At 61.7% G+C, this 23,053-nt stretch carries 17 protein-coding genes and 1 tRNA gene; 5 read left to right on the forward strand and 13 right to left on the reverse strand.

The window, feature by feature from the left end; genetic code table 11:
- Positions 1-2: 2 nt before the first annotated feature.
- The 3 genes from D6858_RS12430 to D6858_RS12440 are packed head-to-tail and all read right to left on the reverse strand — an operon-like array spanning position 3 to position 3,943.
- A complete protein-coding gene (locus tag D6858_RS12430; RefSeq protein WP_120111000.1) occupies positions 3-848 on the reverse strand; it encodes an alpha/beta hydrolase family protein in 846 nt (281 codons plus the stop codon).
- A 59-nt stretch (positions 849-907) separates the two neighbouring features.
- On the reverse strand, positions 908-2,572 hold the full coding sequence (gene recN / locus D6858_RS12435) for a DNA repair protein RecN (RefSeq protein WP_120111002.1): 1,665 nt from the start codon (positions 2,570-2,572) through the stop codon (positions 908-910).
- A 36-nt stretch (positions 2,573-2,608) separates the two neighbouring features.
- On the reverse strand, positions 2,609-3,943 hold the full coding sequence (locus D6858_RS12440; protein ID WP_120111005.1) for a GGDEF domain-containing phosphodiesterase: 1,335 nt from the start codon (positions 3,941-3,943) through the stop codon (positions 2,609-2,611).
- Positions 3,944-4,071: 128 nt separating this feature from the next.
- On the opposite strand from D6858_RS12440, the gene D6858_RS12445 reads away from it, so the two are divergent.
- The 3 genes from D6858_RS12445 to D6858_RS12455 all read left to right on the forward strand — a co-directional run bounded on the left by D6858_RS12445 (position 4,072) and on the right by D6858_RS12455 (position 5,602).
- The gene (locus D6858_RS12445) at positions 4,072-4,860 is read left to right on the forward strand and encodes an NAD kinase (RefSeq protein ID WP_120111008.1); all 789 of its coding nucleotides are present in this window, start codon (positions 4,072-4,074) and stop codon (positions 4,858-4,860) included.
- A gap of 71 nt (positions 4,861-4,931) precedes the next feature.
- Positions 4,932-5,006 (forward strand) — tRNA-Asn (locus tag D6858_RS12450).
- Between the two features lie 260 nt (positions 5,007-5,266).
- Entirely contained in the window at positions 5,267-5,602 is a 336-nt protein-coding gene (locus D6858_RS12455; protein ID WP_120111011.1) for a phosphoheptose isomerase family protein, read from the forward strand.
- 48 nt (positions 5,603-5,650) lie between these two features.
- Here the strand turns inward: D6858_RS12455 and D6858_RS12460 are convergent, their stop codons facing one another.
- From D6858_RS12460 to D6858_RS12470, 3 genes are all read right to left on the reverse strand, one after another.
- Positions 5,651-6,391: a sulfite exporter TauE/SafE family protein gene (locus tag D6858_RS12460; RefSeq protein WP_120111014.1), complete on the reverse strand. Its 741-nt coding sequence runs from the start codon at positions 6,389-6,391 to the stop codon at positions 5,651-5,653.
- Positions 6,392-6,453: 62 nt separating this feature from the next.
- A complete protein-coding gene (gene secA, locus D6858_RS12465) occupies positions 6,454-9,219 on the reverse strand; it encodes a preprotein translocase subunit SecA (RefSeq protein WP_120111017.1) in 2,766 nt (921 codons plus the stop codon).
- A gap of 111 nt (positions 9,220-9,330) precedes the next feature.
- Positions 9,331-9,603 carry a hypothetical protein gene (locus tag D6858_RS12470; RefSeq protein ID WP_120111019.1) on the reverse strand — a complete coding sequence of 91 codons (273 nt, stop codon included), beginning with the start codon at positions 9,601-9,603 and terminating at the stop codon, positions 9,331-9,333.
- 109 nt (positions 9,604-9,712) lie between these two features.
- Here D6858_RS12470 and argJ point away from each other — a divergent pair, with 109 nt between their 5' ends.
- Both argJ and D6858_RS12480 read left to right on the forward strand, forming a co-directional pair.
- The gene (gene argJ, locus D6858_RS12475; protein ID WP_120111022.1) at positions 9,713-10,939 is read left to right on the forward strand and encodes a bifunctional glutamate N-acetyltransferase/amino-acid acetyltransferase ArgJ; all 1,227 of its coding nucleotides are present in this window, start codon (positions 9,713-9,715) and stop codon (positions 10,937-10,939) included.
- Positions 10,940-10,951: 12 nt separating this feature from the next.
- Positions 10,952-11,770 carry an inositol monophosphatase family protein gene (locus tag D6858_RS12480; RefSeq protein WP_120111025.1) on the forward strand — a complete coding sequence of 273 codons (819 nt, stop codon included), beginning with the start codon at positions 10,952-10,954 and terminating at the stop codon, positions 11,768-11,770.
- Here D6858_RS12480 and trxA read toward each other — a convergent pair.
- The 7 genes from trxA to D6858_RS12515 are packed head-to-tail and all read right to left on the reverse strand — an operon-like array spanning position 11,767 to position 22,995.
- The gene (gene trxA, locus D6858_RS12485) at positions 11,767-12,087 is read right to left on the reverse strand and encodes a thioredoxin (protein ID WP_102156149.1); all 321 of its coding nucleotides are present in this window, start codon (positions 12,085-12,087) and stop codon (positions 11,767-11,769) included. The two genes, D6858_RS12480 and trxA, sit on opposite strands and share 4 nt — an antisense overlap.
- 51 nt (positions 12,088-12,138) lie before the next feature.
- A complete protein-coding gene (addA, locus tag D6858_RS12490) occupies positions 12,139-15,594 on the reverse strand; it encodes a double-strand break repair helicase AddA (protein ID WP_120111028.1) in 3,456 nt (1,151 codons plus the stop codon).
- Positions 15,591-18,533, reverse strand: coding sequence for a double-strand break repair protein AddB (gene addB / locus D6858_RS12495; RefSeq protein ID WP_120111031.1), 2,943 nt, complete (start codon positions 18,531-18,533; stop codon positions 15,591-15,593). Before addB ends, addA begins: the two co-directional genes overlap by 4 nt.
- Positions 18,526-19,248: a nucleotidyltransferase family protein gene (locus D6858_RS12500; RefSeq protein ID WP_225081357.1), complete on the reverse strand. Its 723-nt coding sequence runs from the start codon at positions 19,246-19,248 to the stop codon at positions 18,526-18,528. Before D6858_RS12500 ends, addB begins: the two co-directional genes overlap by 8 nt.
- Positions 19,245-20,228, reverse strand: a complete 984-nt coding sequence (locus D6858_RS12505; protein WP_120111036.1) for an aminoglycoside phosphotransferase family protein — start codon at positions 20,226-20,228, stop codon at positions 19,245-19,247. The genes D6858_RS12500 and D6858_RS12505 overlap by 4 nt, the downstream gene beginning before the upstream one ends.
- The gene (tsaE, locus tag D6858_RS12510) at positions 20,225-20,662 is read right to left on the reverse strand and encodes a tRNA (adenosine(37)-N6)-threonylcarbamoyltransferase complex ATPase subunit type 1 TsaE (RefSeq protein WP_120111039.1); all 438 of its coding nucleotides are present in this window, start codon (positions 20,660-20,662) and stop codon (positions 20,225-20,227) included. The genes D6858_RS12505 and tsaE overlap by 4 nt, the downstream gene beginning before the upstream one ends.
- Positions 20,659-22,995: a sensor histidine kinase gene (locus tag D6858_RS12515; RefSeq protein ID WP_120111041.1), complete on the reverse strand. Its 2,337-nt coding sequence runs from the start codon at positions 22,993-22,995 to the stop codon at positions 20,659-20,661. The genes tsaE and D6858_RS12515 overlap by 4 nt, the downstream gene beginning before the upstream one ends.
- Between the last annotated feature and the right edge of the window lie 58 nt (positions 22,996-23,053).

The following is a 23,053-nucleotide window of genomic DNA, read 5'->3' on the forward strand; positions in this document are numbered from 1 at the left end:
TGTCATTCGGTTCCGCGCAAAACCGCCAGCATGGCCGGTTCGAGGCGTTCGTAAACGGGGGCGCCGGGCGTGACGATAGCGAAATGGCTCGCGCCGGGATTGCTCAGCACATCGACTTGCGCGCCATCGGCGGCAATGGCCGCGATGACATCCGCCGATGGCGATGGGAGTTTGGCCTGCACAAACAGCACCTGCTCCAGTTGCGGTGCCTTCCGGAACGGCGAAATGACTGCGAGGCGATTATCGATCTCTTGTCCATCCGCCCCCACAAATGGGCTGACAGACGAGAATTCGCACAGCGCATCGAAATCGCGGGCCTCCCTGCCAATATCACCCGGACCGTCCAGTACGATGCCCGCACGCACCTTTGTCGCTGTGCGCGCACTCACAGGCCCGCCTGAATCCTGCGATGTCGCCAGCCACAGCGCTGGCAAAGCACCTGCCGAATGACCGACCAGTGTCACGCGCCCCCGATCGACAGCGTATTCGCTGGCAACTCGGTCGATCAGATGAGCAGCGCTGTCCCAATCCTCAAAACTGCCGGGCCAGCCCCCGCCGTCACCAACTTCGCGATAATCGACATTCAGCGTAGCAATTCCCTGTGCCTGCCACCGCGTTGCAAGCGGAGCCATATAGGCTGTGTCGGCGATGCCGGCTTTCCAGCATCCACCATGAAAGATGACCGCCAGCGGAAAATCGCCCCGCCCTTGCGGCAAGCGTAGCTCGGCAAAGCCGCGCGCGTGGGCGCTATACCGCAGGATCGCGTCGGGCACACTGGCACTGACACGAGCGTCAGCCCCGTAAGTTGAAAGAGTCCCCGCCGACCCCGCGCTATCCGGCTCTGTCATCTCGCACCCTGCAAGCAGGAGAAACGCAAACCCTGCCGCGCCCCCTCGCCGTACATCGTTCACATTCCTTCCAGCAAACGATCTGCCTGCGCGCGCGCCTCGGCGGTGATTTCGGCGCCGGACAACATACGGGCGATTTCCTCTTGCCGCTGGTCCGCGTCCAGCAGCGAAACCGACGTGCGGGTAACAGTACCCTCGCTCGATTTGTGGATTGCGTAGTGGGTTTGCCCACGCGCGGCGACTTGCGGGCTGTGTGTGACAACCAACACCTGCCCACCTTCCGCCAAACGCGCCAGACGATCACCTATGGCACTGGCGACCGCCCCACCCACTCCACGATCAATCTCGTCGAATATCATCGTTGCCGCGCCGCCTTTCTCTGCCAGCGCGACCTTCAACGCGAGAATGAACCGTGACAATTCCCCGCCACTGGCAATCTTATTGAGCGGCGCGAAGTCCGCGCCGGGATTGGTGGCGATAAGGAATTCGACGGCATCCATGCCGGATGCGCTCCAGCGTTCTTCGGGCAGTTCGACGACCGCTGTACGAAACCGTGCCGCATCCAGTTTTAGCGGAGGAAGTTCACTGGCCACTGCCGCATCCAGACGCTCGGACGCCTCCGCCCGCAAGTGGTGAAGTGTCATCGCTCGTTCGCGATAAAGGTCGCCTGCCTGCTTCGCTGCCGCGATCAATGCGTCGAGCTCCGCTTCGCCGCCTTCAATCGAATCGAGCGCCGCACGAAACTCACGCATTTTTTCGGGTAGTTCGTCCACCTCGCAGCGATGCTTGCGGGCAATAGCGCGCAGTTCGAACAGCCGCGTTTCCGCCCGCTCCAGTTCCGCGGGATCGTGAACCAGCGCTTCCGCCGCAGCGGCGAGCCGTTCCTCGGCTTCTCCCGCTTCGATTACCGCCCGGTCCAGCGCAGCCAGTGCATCCGCCAGCAAGGGATGTTCTGGCGCGATCCGGTCAAGCCGCCGTGCCGCCACCCGCAATGACGCCAGTGGAGAGTCCGATCCTTCCCACAGGTGCCGCAATTCTTCCAGATCGCCGGAAAGACGCTCGCCCTTCTGCATCGCAGCGCGTGCTTCGGCCAGACGCGCCTCTTCCCCAGCTTGAGGGGCAATCTCGGTCAGTTCCGCAAGATGCGCGAGAAGGAGATCCTGATCCGCTCTGGCGTTCTCTACGCCTTCGCGCGCATCTGCCAGTTGGTCTTCCGCGGCGCGCCATGCAGCCCATGCTTTGGCCAGCCCCGCAGAATCTGCCCCGGCAAACCGGTCGAGCAGCGCACGGTGCCCTTTCGGATTGACCAGTCCACGATCATCATGCTGCCCATGGAGTTCAACCAGCGAGGCGGACAGTTCGCGCAACAGCGCCACGCTCACGGGCTGATCGTTGACGAATGCCTTGCTGCCCCCATCGGCCCGCACAGTGCGCCGGATAATAAGCGGTTCACCAGCCTCGCGCTCAATCTCCGCATCTTGCAGGATCGTCGCCACGGGTGCTGGGGTCTGCGAAAACTCGAATGTCGCGGTTACGCTTGCGCGCTCTTCCCCTGCCCGCACGAGCGCCGTTTCCGCCCGATTGCCCAGCACTAGCCCCAATGCGTCGAGCAAAATCGACTTACCAGCCCCCGTCTCGCCAGTCAGCACACCGAGGCCGCCCCGAAAATCGAGGTCGAGCGCATCGATCAGCACGACATTGCGAATGGAGAGCCGGGTCAGCATAGCTGGACGATTCCCTAGCCCAACCAATGGCTCGCGTCACCGGTTTGCGGCGTGCTTGCCAACAAGCCTGAGAAATTCTGTGGCACTGAGCGCAGGCGAACAGAGGAAGCCCTGAAACAACAGACACCCTTCTGCCAGGGCCAGTGCACGCTGCTCCTCGGTTTCAACCCCCTCCGCAACTACTTTCAGGCCGAGTGCATCCGCCAGAGCAACGATAGCGCGCAACACTGCCAGATCTCGGGGATTATCTGTCACCCCTTCGATCATCGACTTGTCGAGCTTCAGGTAATCGAGCGGCAACAGCTTAAGATATCCGAAGTTGCAGAAACCGCTGCCGAAATCGTCCAGCGCGATTCGCATTCCTGTGCCTCTCAACTGGCTGAGTTTTCCCGCCGCCTCTTCGAGATCGTTCAGCAGGACATGCTCAGTAATTTCCAGCGTGAGACGCTCCGCCGGAAACCCGCTATTCGCCACCATCGCGAGGAATTCACGAACGAAGCCGCTGTTGGAAAGATCATCGGGCGTTATGTTCAGAGACAGGCGAAGGTCGCTTCCCCATTGCGCGGCCAATGCGAGGGCGCGCTGCGCGATATGGCGAGACAGATGCGCCACGTGCTCTGCACGCTCGGCAATAGCAAACATCGCCGTCGCACCGATCAACCCAAGCGTTGGATGTTGCCACCGTGCCAGCGCTTCTCCGCCAACGAGCAAACAATCGGCAAGGTCGTACTGTGGCTGAATCACGACCTCGATTTCGTCACGGTCAAGCGCTGCGATCAAATCCGCTTCCAGTTGAGCACTGCGATATCCGGGCAGCGCATACACATCGTTCGCCCATGTGACCCGAGCCCCGGTTTTGTCGTTAGCCTTGCCCAAAGTTGCTGCAAGCCGATCAAGCAGGTGTTCTGTTCGTTCACCCGACAGCATCCGAACCATTGCCGAGCGGGGCCACAGCCGGACCGTACCCACGCCGCCAATGGGGGCAATCGGGGCCGACAACACATCAGTCAGCGCTTCGGATAACCATTGCCAGCGCTCCCGACTGCATGCCTCTCTTGCTGCAAGCAGGAATTGCCCGCCACCAATTCGCGCTGCGATCCACTCTCCCTGTTTCAGCTCATCCTGTGCCAGCAGACGAATCCGCCGTGCAACTTCGGCAAGCGCCCCGTCGCCAGCCGCTTCCCCATACGCGAGGTTGACTGTATCGAAGCGGCCCAGACCAATAAGGGTTGCATGAATAGGAGCCGACTGGTCGTTTTGGGCAGCTTCGTCACGCCACCGCTCCAGAACATCGATGGCAAATGCTGCATTACCCAGACCGGTGAGCCGGTCGAACGAATAACTGGCGTTTGTTGTGAGTCTTGCGACCATGGCCCGGCAATAACGTGATTTGGTGGATCTGGCGCGTGCGCTTTCGCTGTGCGTTGCCAAATGGGACAACGCATCCTAATTTTCAGGTTGTAGCGTGTGCTTTTTATTCGAAAGCAAGAGGGGCAAGAGTGGCCAGCCAGCAAGAGTTTTCACGTCTGGCGTTGCTTGCGTCCGATACACCGCGGGCACAAGAGGCCGCAGTCGTTCTTCGCGATGCTTACGATTGGGTTCCCCTTCACCGCGCAGATGCGGTGGTGGTTCTCGGCGGCGATGGGTTCATGCTGCAAATTCTGCATCGGATGCTCGACAGCGGACGGATCGTCCCGGCTTACGGAATGAACTGTGGCACAGTCGGCTTTCTGATGAACCGCTATCGCAGCCCGGCAAAGCTGCTCGACCGTATCGCCAAGGCCAAGGCGTTCGGCATCGCGCCTTTGAGAATGGAGGCGGTCTTGCAGGACGGTTCCACAGTTCAGGCGCGCGCGATCAACGAAGTGTCCCTGCTGCGCGAAACGCGCCAGACGGCAAAGATCGAAATTTCGGTCGATGGCAAAGTGCGCCTGTCCGAAGTCGTATGCGACGGCGTACTGCTCGCCACACCCGCCGGATCGACGGCCTACAACCTTTCGGCCAACGGTCCAATTCTACCACTCGATTCGCAACTATTAGCACTAACTCCGATCAGCGCGTTCCGACCGCGCCGCTGGAGCGGAGCCATTTTGCCAGAACGCAGCACCGTGACTTTCCGCATCAAAGAACCGGATAAACGGCCTGTGTCCGCAGTGGCAGACCAGCATGAATTCCGGGACATAGCCGAGGTAAGGCTGGAGATCGACCGCGAACACCAGCTCTCTTTGCTGTTCGATCCGGGGCACGCTCTGGACGAACGGATCGTGGCCGAACAGTTCGTCGTGTAAAATTACCCCAAAACACGGGTTGCCAAAGTCGAACGGCACCCATATAGGCTCGCCCCTGCCCACGCGGCTGCTCCCCGATAGCTCAGCGGTAGAGTAGGTGACTGTTAATCACTTGGTCGTTGGTTCGAATCCAACTCGGGGAGCCACTTTCTAACATCGCAGCCGCTGCATCGCCTCCCGTCCTCGTGACAGGGAGGTTTTATTTTTCAGTCAATTACGAACTAAATCTCGATTGTCGTATTACGTAACGATCTGTCGCGTTTGGTTATCGTCGCGCAATTCGTGCATTGTAGCGCAAGCTGAAAATTCGTTCACATTTCAGCGATGCGAGAGGGAGCAGATGCTGGCGTGCACGGCGATTATGCCATGCATCTCAGGAGCATAAACAATGCGTCCAATTCATTCGATGATTTTCGGTTCGCTTGCCTCTCTCGCCCTCGTCATCGGCGCGCCCGCTTTCGCCAGCACTACCGGTATAGCCAAGCCTGTGGCGGTTGCGCTGACAGCCAAGGAAAAGGGCAGGACCGTTGCCAAACTCACCAAAGCGTCAGCAAGTGCAGCCAAACCATCCTTCGAATCATCCGGCCAGACCAAAGCAAAGCTCGCCACCAAGGCGGTGACGAAGAAGGGCAAAGCTGCCAAGTCCACTACTAAGAAGGTAACCAAAACGGCCAGCACACATTGCCGCGATGCGAAAGGGCACTTCGCTTCGTGCAGCACCTCAGGTGTGCATAAATCGTAATCAGAAGGTAGTCGCTCGATAATACAGCATCGGGTGGCTGCCTGCCTGCTACCATCCGGTCAACAGGCGCCCACCTACCCAAATGGTCAACGCTGCCGTCATCCAGCGAATCGCCATTTGCGGCAGAAATCGGACAGCGAGAAAACTCCCTATCTGCCCCCCGAGCACAACCGCAATCAGCAGCGGCAGGCCGACCGTTGTCGCTTCTCCAATACTGTCCAGGCCATTCTTTGCCAGTTGCCCGCCAAGCCCGAACAGCGAATTGACGAGGATAAAGAAAGCTGCAGTAGCAGCCACTTCCCGTGCGCCGTTCCAGCGTACCAGATGTAACAGGGGCGCCAGGAATATCCCACCACCGATACCGACCAGTCCCGCCAGATAACCGATCGGAGCCGCTACTAACGGCATGTAGCGGGCGCCACGCATTGGCACGCCCTCTGCCGTCGCAGGCCGAGGGAGCAGGAGAGTCAGTCCAGTGAGCAGCAGACTGCCCCCCAAAATCGCCAAAAATGCCCCTTTGCCAACCGGAGTCATCCCACCGAGCAGAGCCGCCGGGGCCGCCATCGCGGTTATCGCAATCGCGCCGCGCCACGGCGTCAAACCAGCACGGGCGAAGCGGATCGAACTGCCGCTTACCACCACTATATTGCATGCAAGCGATAGCACCGGCAGCAATCGATAGTCGAATCCGGCAATCGCCAGCAGAGCGCTGTAGGTCGATCCACCACCAAAGCCGACCGCCGCGTAGAGCAGCGCGGTGACAAAAAAAGCGATGGCGAGGCCGGTCATGGCCCCGCCCTATCGTTCACTTACATCCGATGCCAGCCACAACCAGCAGTTGCGGCGCTATCTTATGCGTCGGCAGTCGGACGCCCGCCCACTGCTCCATGGCAGTGCTTGTATTTGTTGCCTGAACCACAGGGGCATGGCGCATTACGGCTGATGTCCTGCCCGGCCCAGGGGTTTTCACCCGGTGCGCCGGGGCTGACCTCTGCCATTGGCGACCCGGCGAGCGAGCCGAACAATGCCGCGCGCGACGCCGAACCGTCGCCATCGTTCGAATTGTCCGTTCCCAGCAGCGGCTCGATATGGCCGGTTAGGAAATCGGGAAGATCGGGCAGTGTGTCCATCGGCGGCGGAGTGAAGCGGAATTCGCTCCGCATAAGGATCGAAGTGACATCTTCGCGCAGGGTATCCAGCAGGCGCTCGAACAGCGCGAATGCCTCCTGTTTGTATTCGTTGATCGGTTGCTTCTGTGCATAGGCGCGAAGGAAGATCACCTGGCGCAATGCGTCGAGTGTCGCGAGGTGTTCTTTCCAGTGGTGGTCGAGCCGCTCGAGCAGGATTTGTTTTTCAAGTCGCTGCCAGACGTCCGGTTCGATTTCGGCAATCTTGCCGTTCATCACTTCATCGGACATCTGCACAAGGCGCTCTTCGAGCATTTCGGGCTCGACATGATCTTCCTGCAACCAATCGTCGATCGGCGGGGTCAGGCCGAGCACTTCTTCGACCCGTTCCTTCAGCCCGGCAACATTCCATTGTTCAGGATAAGATCCGGGAGGACAAGCTTCCCCGACAATCGTGTTCACGGTGTCGTGCCGCATGTCGACGACTACATCGCTCACCGCCTCGCTATCCATGATTTCAGCGCGCTGTTCGTAGATCACTTTGCGCTGATCGTTCATCACGTCATCGTATTCGACGACCTGCTTGCGGATGTCGTAGTTGCGCGCCTCAACCTTCTTCTGCGCGGTCTCGATTGCCTTGGAGAGCCACTTGGAGCCGATGGCTTCACCATCTTCGAGGTTCGAATTCATCATCCGGGCAAACAGGGTATCAGGCCCGAAGATACGAAGAAGGTCGTCTTCCAGACAGAGGTAGAACCGTGACAGACCGGGGTCGCCCTGACGGCCGGAACGACCGCGCAACTGGTTATCGATGCGGCGGCTTTCATGGCGTTCGGTAGCGAGCACGAACAGGCCACCCGCTTCCTTCACTTTGGCCTTTTCCGCCGCGACTTCTTCTTCGATCCGCCTGATCGCTGCATCGCGTTCAGGCCCCTCGGGCATGTCGGACAGTTCGTCTTCGATGCGGAAATCGACGTTGCCGCCCAGCTGAATATCGGTGCCGCGCCCTGCCATGTTGGTGGCGATAGTCACTGCACCCAATCGGCCCGCCTGTGCCACGATATGCGCTTCCCGTTCGTGGAAACGCGCATTGAGGATCGAGTGCTTCACTCCTTCTTTGTCGAGGAAGTCGCTGAGCAGCTCACTCTTTTCGATGGAGACTGTGCCGACCAGAACCGGCTGACCGATCTCGTGCTTTTCACGGATCGCCTTGGCGATCGCTTTGAACTTGTCTTGCGTGTTCTTGTAGAACTCGTCTTCCTCGTCGATCCGCTGGACCGGGAGGTTGGTCGGGATCTCCACCACGTTCATCTTGTAGATGTCCCAGAATTCCGCCGCTTCGGTTGCAGCAGTCCCGGTCATGCCGGAAAGCTTGGGATACATACGGAAATAGTTCTGGAACGTGATCGAGGCCATTGTCTGGTTTTCCGGCTCGATCTTGACGCCTTCCTTGGCTTCCACGGCCTGATGCAGCCCGTTCGACCAGCGGCGGCCATCCATCATACGTCCGGTGAATTCATCGATAATGACGACTTTGTCGTCCTTCACGATGTAATCGATATCGCGCTTGTACATGATATTGGCGCGCAGAGCCTGATCGAGGTGGTGGACCACCTGCGTATTTTCGACATCGTAAAGATTGGGCGTTTCCAGCAACTCTGCATCAGAGAGCAGTTGTTCGATTTTATCGATGCCCTCTTCGGTCCAGGTGATGCCCTTCGTTTTCTCGTCCGCGTCATAGAAGCTTTCGTCGATCTGCTTCACGATCCCGTCGATCGTAATGTACAGGTCGGTCTTGTCCTCGGTCGGGCCGGAGATAATCAGCGGGGTCCGCGCCTCGTCGATCAGGATCGAGTCCACTTCGTCGACAATTGCAAAGTTGAACGGGCGTTGCACCATCTGGCCGCGCTCGTGTTTCATATTGTCTCGCAGGTAATCGAAACCGAATTCGTTGTTCGTGCCGTAAGTGATATCCGCCGCATAGGCATCGCGCCGTTCATGCTCGCTGAGGTTCGGAACGATCACGCCGATTGTCAGGCCCAGCCACTGATGCAGCCGCCCCATCCATTCCGCGTCACGTGAAGCGAGGTAATCGTTGACGGTGACGACATGGACACCCTTGCCCTCAATCGCATTGAGGTAGGTGGCCAGCGTCGCGACCAGCGTCTTACCTTCGCCGGTACGCATTTCCGCGATTTCACCGCGATGCAGCACGATACCGCCGATCATCTGCACATCGAAGTGGCGCATTCCCAGAACGCGCACCGATGCCTCACGCACCGTGGCAAATGCTTCGGGCAGAATATCGTCGAGTGTCGATCCGGCTGCCAGCTGATCGCGAAACTTCTGCGTCTGCGCTTTCAGCTCATCATCGGATAGCGCCTTGATCTGCTCTTCAAGAGCGTTGATCTTGGCTACAATCTTATCGAGCGATTTGACGTAACGGTCGTTGGCAGAGCCAAAGACGGCCTTGGCGATTGACTGAAACATGTGCGTTGAATCCTGAAATCTGGTTGGCCCATACGCGGGCCTGAAACGGGCAATTCCGCCCAGACACACTGACTGGCGGAAGAAAACGAGAAATTGACTGAAAGCCGGGTGCTATTCGTGCGCGCGGTCGATGCGGATCCGCACGGCCGGCGCCATCGGACGCAGTGCCGCGTCAGCAATAGGTGTTGGCGCGCTCGCTGCACAACCGGCGCTGACGCTGCGCGGCGCATAGTCGGCACAAACGGCCGCTTGCGCCACTTGCACCTCGCTGGCACTCGCTTCGATCTGTTGGCTCGCAGCGGCCAGAGCGCGCGCTTCCACAGGCGCGCCAAAAGAGGCGAGCCCGGTAACCAGCGCGAGGGCAGCAATAAGACGGCTCAACATTGCGACGCGCTAAATAGGGCTACGGAGTTAATTAGTCCACCTCGCGCAGACGGCATCTAGTCTGAAAAGCGGATTTACCCACACGCTATCGCAGCCTAAGCGCCCGCGTATGGATATCGAACGCTCCCCTCTCGCCCGGCCCTTTCCCAATGCACCACAAATAGCAGGTGTCACCCCGCGCGTGACCCGTGCCGGGTACAAGGACTGGGGCCGCTGCGACCTGACTTATATCGAGTTGAGTGAAGGCACATCTGTGGCCGGCGTGTTTACCCGCAACGTGTGCTGTTCAAGCGAAGTCGAGCTTGGACGGCAGAACGTGAAAGCTGGGCACGCACGGGCATTGGTAGTCAACGCGGGCAATTCCAATGCCTTTACCGGATATCGGGGACGCGAGGCGGTGGAGCAGATTATGGCGCAAGTTGCCGAACACCTCGGCTGTGCGCCGGAAGACGTGTTTGTCTCTTCCACCGGAGTCATCGGTGTGCCATTGCCGAAAGACAAGGCCCGCGAAGGAGTGGCCAACGCCTTCGCCGCTGCCGAATGTTCATGGGAAGATGCTGCCAATGCGATTGGCACGACCGACACCTTCACCAAAGGTGCAGTCGCCAGTGCAATGATCGGTGAGACGAAGATCAATCTCGTCGGCATTATCAAAGGCAGCGGGATGATCGCACCCGATATGGCCACGATGCTCGGCTATATTTTCACCGATGCTGCTGTCGATTCCGCTTTCCTGCAAGACTTGCTGACCGCTTCTAGCGATACGAGCTTTAATTGCATCACTGTCGATTCCGATACGTCAACCAGCGATACCGTGCTCGCGTTCGCCACCGGCAAGGCGGGCAACGCACCGCTATGTTCGTTCGACGATGCAGGCGCGGATGCGTTCGCTGCGGCGCTGAACGATATCTGCCGCCAGCTATCGCATCTGGTTGTGCGCGATGGGGAAGGCGCGCAGAAATTCATCGCTGTATCGGTAAGCGGCGCCGTCTCGGACGAGAGTGCGCGCCGGGTGGGCCTCGCTATCGCTAACTCGCCCTTGGTTAAGACAGCTATCGCCGGTGAAGATGCCAACTGGGGCCGCGTTGTTATGGCCGTCGGCAAAGCGGGCGAACCGGCTGACCGGGACAAGCTCTCCATCGGATTTGGCGGGGTATGGGCAGCACGGCAAGGGTTGCCACTGGCAGACTACGACGAAACGCCTGTCACCGAACATCTGAGAGGAAAGGATATTTCCATCGAGGTCGACCTGGGACTTGGCGATGGACGGGCAACCGTGTGGACCTGCGACCTCACCCACGGATACATCTCGATCAACGCCGACTATCGGTCGTAAGGTTCGTTTCCAATGAGCGCACTCGACGACGAAATCCTATCGCTCCTGCGCTTTGCCGCAGAGAACGCAGTCATGCCACGCTGGCGCAATCTCGCTGAAGGCGAAATTGAGGAGAAGGCGAAAGGAGATTTCGTCACCGTCGTCGACAAGGAGGTGGAGCAATTTCTGGCCGAGGCGCTCACGCGCCTTGCTCCGGGTGTCGAAGTAGTCGGGGAAGAAGCGGTGCACGCAGACCCGACCATTGCTGACCGCCTCTCCGGCGCGTGCTGGATTATCGACCCGATCGACGGCACAGGCAATTTCGCACGCGGAGATGGCCGTTTCGGCATTATGATCGCACTGGCCGATGGCGGTGAAGCCATCGCCGGATGGATCTACGACCCGCAGCGCGACCGGCTTTGCCGCGCACGTAGGGGCGAAGGGGCCTACATAAATAGTGAACGTATTACCGCTCGTGCGAGCGACCAGACCCCGCCGACACTTGCGGCCATGACTGGATTCATGGCCGCCGGGCAACGTGCTTTGTTCGAACGCGAGATCGCGCCGCATTATGCGCTGGTTGCCGCCCCGGGCTGCGCGGCGGAGCAGTACCCGCTCACCACCCTCGGCACACACGATATCGCGATCTACGAACGCACCCTTCCCTGGGATCACGCAGCGGGATGCCTGTTTCTCAACGAAGCGGGCGGGCGCTGCGCCCGGCAGGATGGTTCGCCCTACCGCGTCGATACTCAGCGCAAGGGAATGATCGGAGCCGCCACGCCCGCACTATGGGATGCGTTCGTGGAGCGACTCGATCAATCGGGCTATGTACCCGGCAGCGACAGTTAGAGTTCGCCTTCAAGCCAGCCCTTGAGCTGCCCCTTGGGAGCCGCGCCAAGCTTCTGAGCCACTGGCTTGCCGTTCTTGAAAAGCACCATTAGCGGAATCGACTGGACGCCAATCTGACCGGGAATGCCGGTGTTTTCCATGATATCCATCTTGGCGATGGTCACTTTGTCGGCCAGTTCTTCGGAAATTTCTTCCAGAGCCGGGGCGATCATTTTGCAGGGGCCGCACCAGTCTGCCCAGAAATCGACCAGCACGGGCTTGTCGGATTCGAGAACGTCGGACTGAAAGCTCGCGTCGGTAACGGCGATGGTGGCCATGAGAAGTCTCCTGAAATAATCGGTCAGCGCCAATTTAGGCGCGATAACGGTTTACTCAATGCCCGCGGAGGCAAAGCTTTCCGACTTGGCGGACAAGGCGCTCTTGCGGGAAGCAAGCATTTCACCGGGAATAGCGATCAGTTGCGGGGTCTGGGTATAGAGCACCGCGCATACGATCTCGCGGCGGGGATAGATGGCCTCCAGCGCGGCGGCATAGGCGGCCATCTGGCGCAGTGTGGCTTCCGGCACCTGGCCCAGCATTGCAGGAGGGCGGCGAGCGGTTTTGAAATCGACGACGGTGATACGGTCCGGCTCCACCAACAGCCTGTCGGCCGTACCGGCGATCACCTGCCCATCGACCGTCGCCGCCAAGGGTACTTCCGCCAGCGCATCCGGCCCGAAAATCGCCGCGAATTCAGGCGTACCGAGTACCGCCAGAGAGGCGTCAGCAATTTCTGCCCGCTCGCCATCGATCAAATCACGCGCTTGCCTTTCGAGCCAGCTATACGCCGCCGCCTTGCGATCATCGACTGCAATATCGGGCAAGCGTTCGAGCAAGCGATGGATCAACACCCCGCGCCGCGCGGCCACTTGGGCCACTTCGGCCGGCAGCGGCGGATCGGCTCCCAGTTCTCCACCTGCGGAGGACGGTGCCAGCGGGCGCGGCGGGCGTGGTTCGGGACCGATCGCTGTAGTTGCCCAGCCTGGCAAAGCGATCGGCGCGACCCGATCCGGCTTCGCCACTTCGGCAATCGGCTCCGCACGGTGCCCAAGCTCTCTGCGCGCGCCCCAGATCGGATCGGCCAGATCATCGCCATCGAACAACGGCGCAAGCCGGGCATACCACGAATCCGCCGCCGCTTCGCGTTCGCGCTTGCCAAGCGCGCCGCCGATAAACAACGCCTCTTCGGCGCGGGTCATCGCGACATAGAGCAATCGCCAGTGTTCCTCGCGCTCGGCATCGGCAACTTCGGCCTCTGCCGCGGCGATGCGGCCCGCCTTCTCTTCTTTCCGCAAGTTCGGCAAAGGCACGCTTGGTCCATCTTCGCCGGGCAGGTCTTCCGCCAGTTCCAGCCCCCGCACGCGCGAGCTGTCGGGGTTACCGGTCGCATCGGCAAGGATGACGATGGGAGCCTGCAAGCCCTTGCTGCCATGCACGGTCATCACCCGCACCAGCCCGCCGCCGCCATCGGCCTCTCGCTTCAACTCGCCCTCGCCTGCATCGAACCAGTCGATGAACCCGGTTATACTTGGGGTGTGAGCCGAGGCGTAGGCATTCGCCGCATTGAGCAATTCGTCAATGGGATCGTTCGCCTCGCGTCCCAGTCGCGCAACCAGCGCCCGCCGCCCCTGCCAGGGGCCCACCAACATCCAGTGCAACAGGGCCTGCGGCGGTTCGAAATCCGCCCTTCTCAACAAATCGCGCAGGCGTTCAGCCGTTTCCTGCTGACGAGGATCTTCACCTTTGCGGATATGATCCCACAGCCGCACGTTTTTTTCGCGCCACCCATAATCGAGCAAGTCCTGCTGGCTCCACCCGATCAGCGGAGAAACCAGCAGGTTCGCAAGGCTCAAATCGTCGCGCGGCTGCGCGGCGAAGCGTAATGCGGCGAGCAAGTCCTTCACCGCCAGCGGCGCACCCAGGCGCAACCGATCGACCCCGGCGACCGGAACGCCCGCAGCATGAAGGCGTGCGACGATCAAACCGGCCAGTTCCCGCCGCCGCCGTACCAATATCATGATGTCGCCCGGCCCGGCGTTGCGTCGGTGTTTGGCCAGAGGATAGCCGGTATCGAGCCACTCCTTCACCTGATCGGCAATGCTATTGGCCATCGCCCGTTCGGGTTCGGACAGCCATTCTTCCGGCCCGTCATCTTCCTCGTCATCCGATTCATGCGCGCTGATCGGATGCCATAAGGTCACCTGACCCGGCAGATCGTCTCCCTTATGCGGCGCAGGCGGGGATTTGAGGCCGAATTTATCCGCGCCAATGGCTGCAATCGCGGCATCGACCACGTCCAGCACAGGCTGCGCCGTGCGATAGCTGCGCCCCAGATCGAGATCGCGCAGTCGCCGGGCGGTGGAAGACGCCCCGGCCAGATCGTCCATCAGTTGCGCGTAGTGATCGCGGGCGATGGCGAAGTTTTCCGGGCTGGTGCCCTGAAAGCGGAAAATGGCCTGCTTATAGTCACCAACGACGAATATCGTTCGCAACACGCCGCCGTGCTGCCCATCGCCTGCGAAAAAATCGCCGGTCAGTGCGCGGATGATCGACCATTGCGCTTCGTTGGTATCCTGCGCTTCATCGACAAGGATGTGATCGAAACGGCGGTCGAGCTTATAGCGAATCCAGTCCGCCATTTCCGCATCGCGCAACAGTGCGGCGGCACGGCGAATTTGATCGTCGAAATCGATCAGCCCTTCGCGCGACTTAGCATCTTCCCATGCCAGTGCGAACCGACGGCCGATTTCCAGCGCCGGAGTCAGCCATTCTGCCAGAGCGAGCAATGTCCGCAGATCCACCACCCGCTGAATCGATGCGGCAACCGCGCTGGCCGCATCGGCATAGCCGGCATCCTGCTTCTCCAGGCTTTTGAGCGAGCGCGGATCGCCTTTCTGTGTGAACAGTGCGGCTTGCATCGGCTCCAGCGCGGCAAGCCGCCGCACCCCGTGCGAAGCGAGAAAATCGGCAATCGCCGCGATCGATTTTTCCGCAGTCGCGGTGCCCCATGCCTGATTGGCGGACAGCATCTGGCGTAGCGCCGCCACGTCGAACGCATCGTCGGCGCACAGTTCCGCAACGCTGCTTTCATCCGCATCGCTATCGAGGCCGAGCAAGCGGGCCACGCGCCCGCGCATCGGCGGTTGCCAGCCACCCGGCCCAAACCACACCTCGCGCGCTGCGGCGCAGCGCATCAGCCATTCCCGAACCCCGTCTGCCCCCATCCGCAACGATAGCATCGCGAGCGGCGCGATCACGGCATCGTCTCCGCTCGCTTCGGCATCGGCAACCATTTCGGCCAGCACTTCGTGCGCCAGAACATCGCGGTCGCGATCTTCCATCGGTCTGGTGCCCGGAATCAGCCCCGCCTCTTCGGGAAAGGCGGCCAGCAACCATTGCGAAAACGCATGGATCGTATCGATCCGCAAGCCGCCGCCTGGGCAATCGAGCACGCTGGCAAACAGCGTGCGGGCGCGCGCCTGCGTATCGGGATCGAACGGTGCGCCGATTGCCCGCAGGTCTTTTGCCAGCGCTTCGGGCCTCATCCGCACCCATTGCGCCAGCACGGCGTTGACCCGCTCTGCCATTTCGGCGGCGCCTGCCTTGGTAAAAGTAAGGCACAGAATTTCCGAAGGCTTTACCCCTTCGCGCAGCAGCAACCGCAGCACACGGGCGGAAAGGACCTGTGTCTTGCCGGTGCCTGCCGAGGCAGACAGCCAAACGCTGTCCTCCGGCTCCACCGCCAGCGCCTGATTGTCTTGTAACGGAAAGACTTTCCCGCTCATTGTTCGCGCCCCATCCATTCATCGAGCCGCATAAGCTGGTCATACGTCGCATATCCGGGGGCATCGGGATTGAGCCGCGCGGTGAATGGCTCGTCCCCCAATATCCAGCGGTTCAACGCGTCGTCGAGATATTCGCGCGCCTTGGGCAGAAACGCGTCTGTGGCGATTCCGCTGCGCTTGGCCCCTTCCCGGATCGGCGTGGTCACATATCCGAACCCGGTTTCGCTCTTGTCGCTGCGCCCCAGCGACCAGTATTCGAACCGGGTGGCCTTGCCGATGGCCTTCGCGAAGCCGCCATTTTCCACCATCAGCCCCAGTGTGCCAAGCTGAAGAGCATAGCCTGCCTCCACCTGCGCACGGCTGGGCGGGCGACCGGTCTTGTAATCGACGACTGCGTAGCTGCCATCTTCCAGACGATCGAGCCGGTCGATCCGGCCACGAATGGTCACTCCGTTCCATTCCATGCTGCCCCACTCTTCGAACAGAGTGGGTATCCGCGCCGGATCCGCGGCGATTTGCCCTTCGACCCATTCCAGAGCCTTCAGCAAGCGGGGTCGCCACAGCGCACGGGTCAGCGGGTGAGCATGCATTTGCGCCAGCTGCTCTTCTGCTATGTCGGCAATTGGGCGGTGGGTCTTGTGCCACACTTCCAATATCTTGTGCGCGAGTTCCCCCTGCCACGCCGGGCCGGGATCGGCATCAAGCGCATCCATCTCGCTCAACCGAAGGATCGAACCCGCATAGAATTGGTAGGGATCGGCGCGCAGACGATCGAGCCCGGTGACACTAAGCGCGACCTTGCGCTGCTCTGTATCGGGCCTTGGCTCCGGCTGTGGATATGGCGGTGCCGGGGGCGCATCGTCCAGAGCGCGTGCTAGTTCGACCGCGCCCGTTTCGATATGGCGGTCAAGCAAATCGCCCAGCAAGGCCTGCACCCGCAAAAGGAAGCGCGAGGCAATCGCCGGACCGCCTTCGTCACGCCGGGCGCGGCTAAGCACGACATCGGGGGCACCCAGCGCCGCAGCGAGATCGTGCGCCGCCAGCCCAATGCGAAAATCCGCCCCCGGCACGCCAAGCGCCCGCAGCACCGCCGGGGCCAGCAAGGGATCGGTGGCAGGCCGTGCAGGCCAGGTGCCTTCGTTCAACCCGGCACAGATAACCAGATCGGCGCGCGCCATGCGGGATTCGATCAGACCGTAAATCGCCACGCGCGGATGCCCGCCATAAGGGGGGCGGACCGAGTTGCCTTCCATCGCATCGCTAAGCGCGACATGAAGCTCGTCCGCTTCCAGCACAGTGCCGACATCGCGCGCGTGGAGTCGCAGATCTTCCACAAACTGCGCCAGCGCGCGCCCATCCTCGCGGCTCCACAATGCATCCGCGCACAGCGCCTCCCCTGCAGCGGCCAGACGGTTCAGCCATTCGGCAAGCGGCAGGCTGTCATCCTCGCATAGCGGCGCGAGGATTGGGGAGACTTCTGCCCACCACTCGGCAACGTTCGCTTCATCGGCAATATCGGCAACGGGTGTCAGACCGGGTGCCGGGCGCGGGCCCCGCAACTCTTCCTCCAGAGCGCGCAGATGGCGGAGCCACTCGCCACGCCCTTCGCCATATCGGACCAGCGGGTTGGCCAGAGCCGCAATCAGCGAAACTGGAGCGGCGCGCTGAGCTGCGATATCGGCCAGTTGAAGGAGCACTCTGCCCGATGCGGTCAACGTCAGCGGCCGCCCTGCGGTATCGTCCGCTTCAAGGTTCCAGCGCCTGAGATGCTGGACAACGCGCCGTGCCAGCGGTCTGTCCGGTGTGACCAGCGCCACCCGCCGTTCGGGCACCGAAACCGCTTCGCGGATCAGCAAGGCGATAGCCTGCGCCTCTTCCTCAGGGTTCGCCGTTTCCATTACCCGCACACCCGAAAGGCGGCGTTTCTCCGCTGGCAGGTCCACCCAGATCTTGCTGGCCTGCGGCGGCAGGAACAGGCTGGATATCGCATGGGTGCGCTCTGGCGGGGCCGGGGCGACGCCCTTGCGATGCCACTGCTGCACTTCCGCCCGGTTTATGCCCATCCGGTTGAGCAACAGCTTGAGATGATATTGCGGGTGGGTCACCGCGTCGCCTTCGCTGAACGGCGGATCGCCGGGATTGGCGCTGGCGCCTGCCGTGCCCAGTTCGCCCCACACATCTTGCGGCATCGACAGGTCGAGGTCCGGCAGGATCACCGCCCCCAGCGGCAATTCGGATACCACCCGCAGCAATCGCGCCAGCGCTGGCGCGGCGCTGGTCACGCCAGCGGCAACAATCGGTGTAGCGGGCGGGTTGTTCCGCCATTGGGTCGCTGCGTGATCGAACAGACGATTGCGCCGCGCAGCAGCGTCGATCGTGCCTGAGGCGGCCAGTTCCGCCAGCCAGATCGCCTGCACCCGCGCAAAGCGATGAATCGCCCGTTGCCAATGCTCGGCCAAATCGCCGACCACGCCCATCACCCGCTCTTCCAGCAGTTCCTGGGGGCCGATGTCCTCCACCAGCAAACGGTCCATCGTCGCGGCGAATTCGCTGGCCAGTCGCAACAGGGCCGAACCGCGCGGGGCATCGTCACCCATTTCGGCGCGGAGTATTTCCGCCAGCCGCAGCCATCGCCGCGTGGGATCGACCGCCGGCGGAATATCGGCAGTGCCCAGCGGGTCGAGCAAAACGCCCAGCGTCTCGTCCAGGTCGAGATCGCCCACCACCGCCATGCGCGGCATCAGCATCCCGCCACCCGATGCCCGCACGAACGCTTCAAGCACAGTGCGAATCGCGCGGGTGGACGGGAGCAACAGAGTCAGCCGGGCAAGCCCCAGCTCGGCATCGCCATAACGCGGGATCAGCCCAGCCACGAGAGCATCGGCAAAACCGCGATGGGCGGCGATCGAATATACCTGCGGGTGGATGCGCTCAGGCACCCGTCAGCACCGCCTCAGTCGGTCGGATGGCTTGCGGCGTACCCACTTCGAACCATTGCCCCGTAAATGTCGCACCGAACAGGCGACCTTCCGCTATCGCCCGTTCCCACAGAACCATCGTGCCAAATCGTCCCTCGGGCGCTTCGCGCAGCAGGCGGTGGCTCACGATCTGGATGCCGGTGTAAATAAACGGCGCAATCCGCCCCGGCCGCCTGCGGGTGAGGCGACCACACGGGTCCATATGAAAATCACCCAGTCCGCTGAAATTGGCAGCCCGCGCATGGGGCACCACCAGCAGCAGGGCATCCATTTCTTCCGGCTTCCACAGTTCGGTCATTTCGACGAACGCGTTGCGCGGCCCGTCGAGCCAGATGTTGTCGGCGTTGAGACAGAAAAACGGATCGGGCAGCAGCCCGGCCCTGTACGCCTTCAGCATTCCGCCGCCGGTTTCGAGCAGCAAGTCGCGCTCGTCGGAAATCGTCACACTGGGTGTTGCGCGATCTTTGATATGGGCCTCTAGCGGATCGGCCAGATAATGGACGTTGACCACCGCCCTGGCCACACCCGCCTCCGCCAGTCGATCCAGCGTATGGTCGATCAGCGCCTTGCCAGCGACACGCACCATCGGCTTGGGCTGAGTGGCGGTGAGGGGACGCATCCGTTTACCCAGCCCCGCCGCCATGACCATCGCCGTATCGGAGGCGAGCACGTTCACATCAGTTCCCCACCGAAATCGTCGCGGATATTGCGCGGAATATTGCTGTCGAACCATGCGGCGACCGGGGCCAGCGCGGGATGTTCGAGATCACGCTCCATCGCTTCCCAGACACGCGGGACATAGGCGAGATAGCGCGGCTTGCCGTCGCGTTTCCACAGGCGGGCGAAAATGCCCACGATCTTGGCATTCCGCTGTGCGCCGAGCCGCGCATAGTCGGCATCGAAATGCGCGCCCGCCGACACCATCTGGCGATAGTGATCCAGCATCGCAGCCTCAAGCTCGCGACTGACATTGCGGCGCGCATCCTGCAGCAGCGAGACGAGATCGTATGCCGGGTGCCCGACAAGTGCATCCTGAAAATCGATCAGGCCCTGCTCCCCCGATCCTTCCGGGTCGAGCAACATGATGTTTTCCGCGTGATAATCGCGCAGCACAGTCACACCAGGAGTCTGACGCTCGAGCATCGGGGCCAGCACTTCACGCCAGGCGGCGAGATAGCCATCCCGATCGACATCGAGCCCCATGGCCGGACAATACCATTCGGTGAACAGCGCGGTTTCCGTCAGGTATGCATCCATATCGTACGGCGAGAACGGACCCGGCGGAAGAGCGTGAAGCCGGGTCAGCGCGTCAACCGCGATCGCATAGGCGCGTTGTTCGCCATCGGGATGAACGTCAAGCCAGTCGCGCATCCGGTCGTCCCCGAAATCTTCGAGCAAGACCCAGCCTGCAGGCGCATCGGCAGCGATGATCCCCGGCGCGCGCATCGAATTGGCAGTAAGCCATTCGGCCACGTCCAGAAACGGCTGCGGATCCTCGTGCGGGGGCGGCGCATGCATCAGCATCGCGTGTCGCGCGCCATCGCGAATGCGAAAGTATCGCCGGAACGACGCATCGCCCGGGATTGGCGCGATGGCGGCATCGCCCCATCCCGCCTGTTTCAGAAAGGTGTGAATCCCATCGGGCAGTCCGCTCATGGTTCCCGCCCTAGCCAAGACTCGCCGGGCAAGACAATCGCCCTTCGCCCTTCACCCGCAATTTCAAGGGTTATCGACAGGCAAGCGGCTTCGTGACCAAATCCGCCGGCGTTTTCGGGCCATTCAGCCAGCAGTGCAGCCCCTTCCCGATAATCGTCCAGCCCGATCTCATCGATTTCCGAAGGATGTTCGAGGCGGTAAAAATCGGCATGTACCAGCGGCGGCGAGAGCGAATCATAGGTTTCGATGATCGTGAACGTCGGTGACGGCACCTCACCCGGATGGCCTAGCGCCGCGATCACGCTGCGCGACAGAGTGGTCTTCCCCGCACCCAGCCCACCTGACAGCGCAACGACATCGCCGGGGCGAAGCGCAGCGGCAATCCGCGTCCCGAATGCATCCATCGCCGCGAGATCGGGCAGATCGACGATCACGGAATGAAGATCGAGGCGGTTGTCCCCTCGCCCTTGCGCGATACGATATCCAATGTGCCCCCGTGCGCCTCCACCAGCTGACGAGTCAGCGGAATGCCAAGCCCCTGACGCCGCTCAAGATTGCCATCGACATCCGATTGCAATCCGTCGAGCGCGCGCGAAAGCTCTGCGCGAGTCATCCCGCTGCCGTTGTCCGACACTACGATCCGCACCCCATCCTTACGCCGCGAAAGATCCACCAGAATCTTCCCGCCCTTGGGCGTCGCGGAAATGGCATTGTCGAGCAACTGGCCGATGGCACGGCCGAGCTGCCGCTCGTCCGCAGAAATCTTCGCGCTGGCACCGCCGCGTAAATCAAGGCTCAATCCACCATCGACAATCGCCGCCTCCCGATCGCGCACCACTTTGGTGACGAACGGCAGCAGGTCGATGCGCTGCTTGCTGATCGGGAGCAGCCCCGCCTCGCTCTGCGACAGGTCGAGCACGTTTTCGACTTGTGCGGTCAGCCGCTGGACCGACTCGATAATCGCCGCGACATATTCGCGTCCTTGGTCCGTCAGTTCACCTGCCGCACCGGATTCGAGAAGTTCGGCAAACCCGCCGATAGAGGTCAACGGCGTGCGGAATTCGTAGCTCATATTCGCGAGGAAGCGGGTTTTCACTTCGTCCGCCGCCTCCAGCGCCTTGTTGCGTTGGCGCAAGGCATCTTCGGCCATCTGCGAATCCGTGATGTCGAGCACTGTCAGCAAGCCATTGCCATCAGGCAACGGCACACCGGCCACTTCCAGAGTGCGCCCATCGGCCAGTGCGACACGGCCACCGGTCTGCTTGCGATCGAGCGTCGCGCCGCGCACAACCTCGCCAATACCCTGCGCCTGCTTTGGGTTATCGAGGTTCGGCGCAATCAGGGCGACGAGTTGCTCTGCTGTCGGATGCCCGTCCATTTCATCGGGATCGATGCCCCACACCGACGGGAAACGGCGGTTCCACAACTGCATATGCCCATCGGGCGCGAACACGGCGAGCGCTTCGAACAGACTGTCGAACGTCGCGGTCCGCGTCCGTAGTAGCGTATCGCGGGTGGCGGCCAGAGCGAGTTGCTCAGTGCGATCTTCCGCGATCAGCACCAGCGATCCGTCGGGCATGGGCTGCGCCACAATCCGCAAATGTGTGCCGTCGCCCAGCGGCCAGTTTTCCTCTATCGCGTCGTCGGCCGAGAACCATTCGATGCGTTCTTTCCGCCACGCCGGGAAATCGCGCACTTCGGGGGTGCGCCCTGCTTCGCGGGATTCGCGCATGAAGCGTTCGAATTCCAGCCCCTCGCCCACCCCCGGGCGCATCGAGAATGTGCGGCGGAACGGCTGATTGGCAAAGCCGAGGCGATGATCCGCGTCGAACTGCGCCACGCCGACCCCGAGTTGATCGAGCATCTGACGCTGTGCATCGCGGAATGCCCGCAGGGCGCGGGCCTGTTCCTCTGTCTCTTCGATATCGACTGCGTAACCGGCAACGCCTTCGTCGCCCAGCGGCAAATCGCTTACTCGCATCGACCGGCGTTGCCCGTCGATCGTCGTCGCCACCACGCGCTCGACCGGCTGGCGTTGCTCCGCCGCCTGAGCCGCGACCTGCGCCGCAGTCAGCCCTTCGACCGCTTCGATCAGTTCGACCTGACCTGCCACAACCGCTTCCGCGCTTTCGCCGCCAACCGCGCGTACATAGGCGCCATTGACCAGCTTGAGACGGGCGTCGGGCCCACGGAACCACATCGGCAGCGGGGCTGCTTCGATCAGGCCGACCAGCGCAGCAAAATCTCCCCGCGCGCGGGCCGCATCGGCGCGCAACCGGGCCAGTTCGTTTTCGCTTTCGGAAAAGTCGAAAATCCACAGCAGTGCGGCGCCGCCGGGGAACACTTGCGGATCGGCCAGCGCCCCGCGCACCGCCAGACTGCGCTGCGATCCCGGCACAGTCAACGCCATGCGGAACGGCGCAGCGGTTTTCTGAGCGCGGCGCACATGCTCGGTCAGCGTGATGACCTGATCCTGTGACAGGCCCTTGCCCTGCCCGCCAACCAGTTCACTGAGGAATTGCGGCAATTTATCGAGGCCAAACCAGCCTGCGAGCCTTTCGCTGCCTTCGATCCGGCCATCGGTACGCACCACCAGCGGGATCGCCGGTGCTTCGTCGATCATGCGCGCCATTCGGCGCGATGCCTTGCGCGCTGTCTCTGCCCCGCGGGCACGGGCGCTGGCGGCAAGCATCAACCATGCAGCCGCCGCGGTCCACGCGGCCAGCAACAGGCCGATCAGCACCAGTACAATAGGCGAGAGTTCCATAACAGCCAGCTATGCGCGACGCGGGCGCGATGCAACTCGTTGATGATACGACCCCGAC

It is taken from the genome of Tsuneonella suprasediminis, from assembly GCF_003605755.1.
In the GTDB taxonomy this organism is placed as follows: domain Bacteria; phylum Pseudomonadota; class Alphaproteobacteria; order Sphingomonadales; family Sphingomonadaceae; genus Tsuneonella; species Tsuneonella suprasediminis.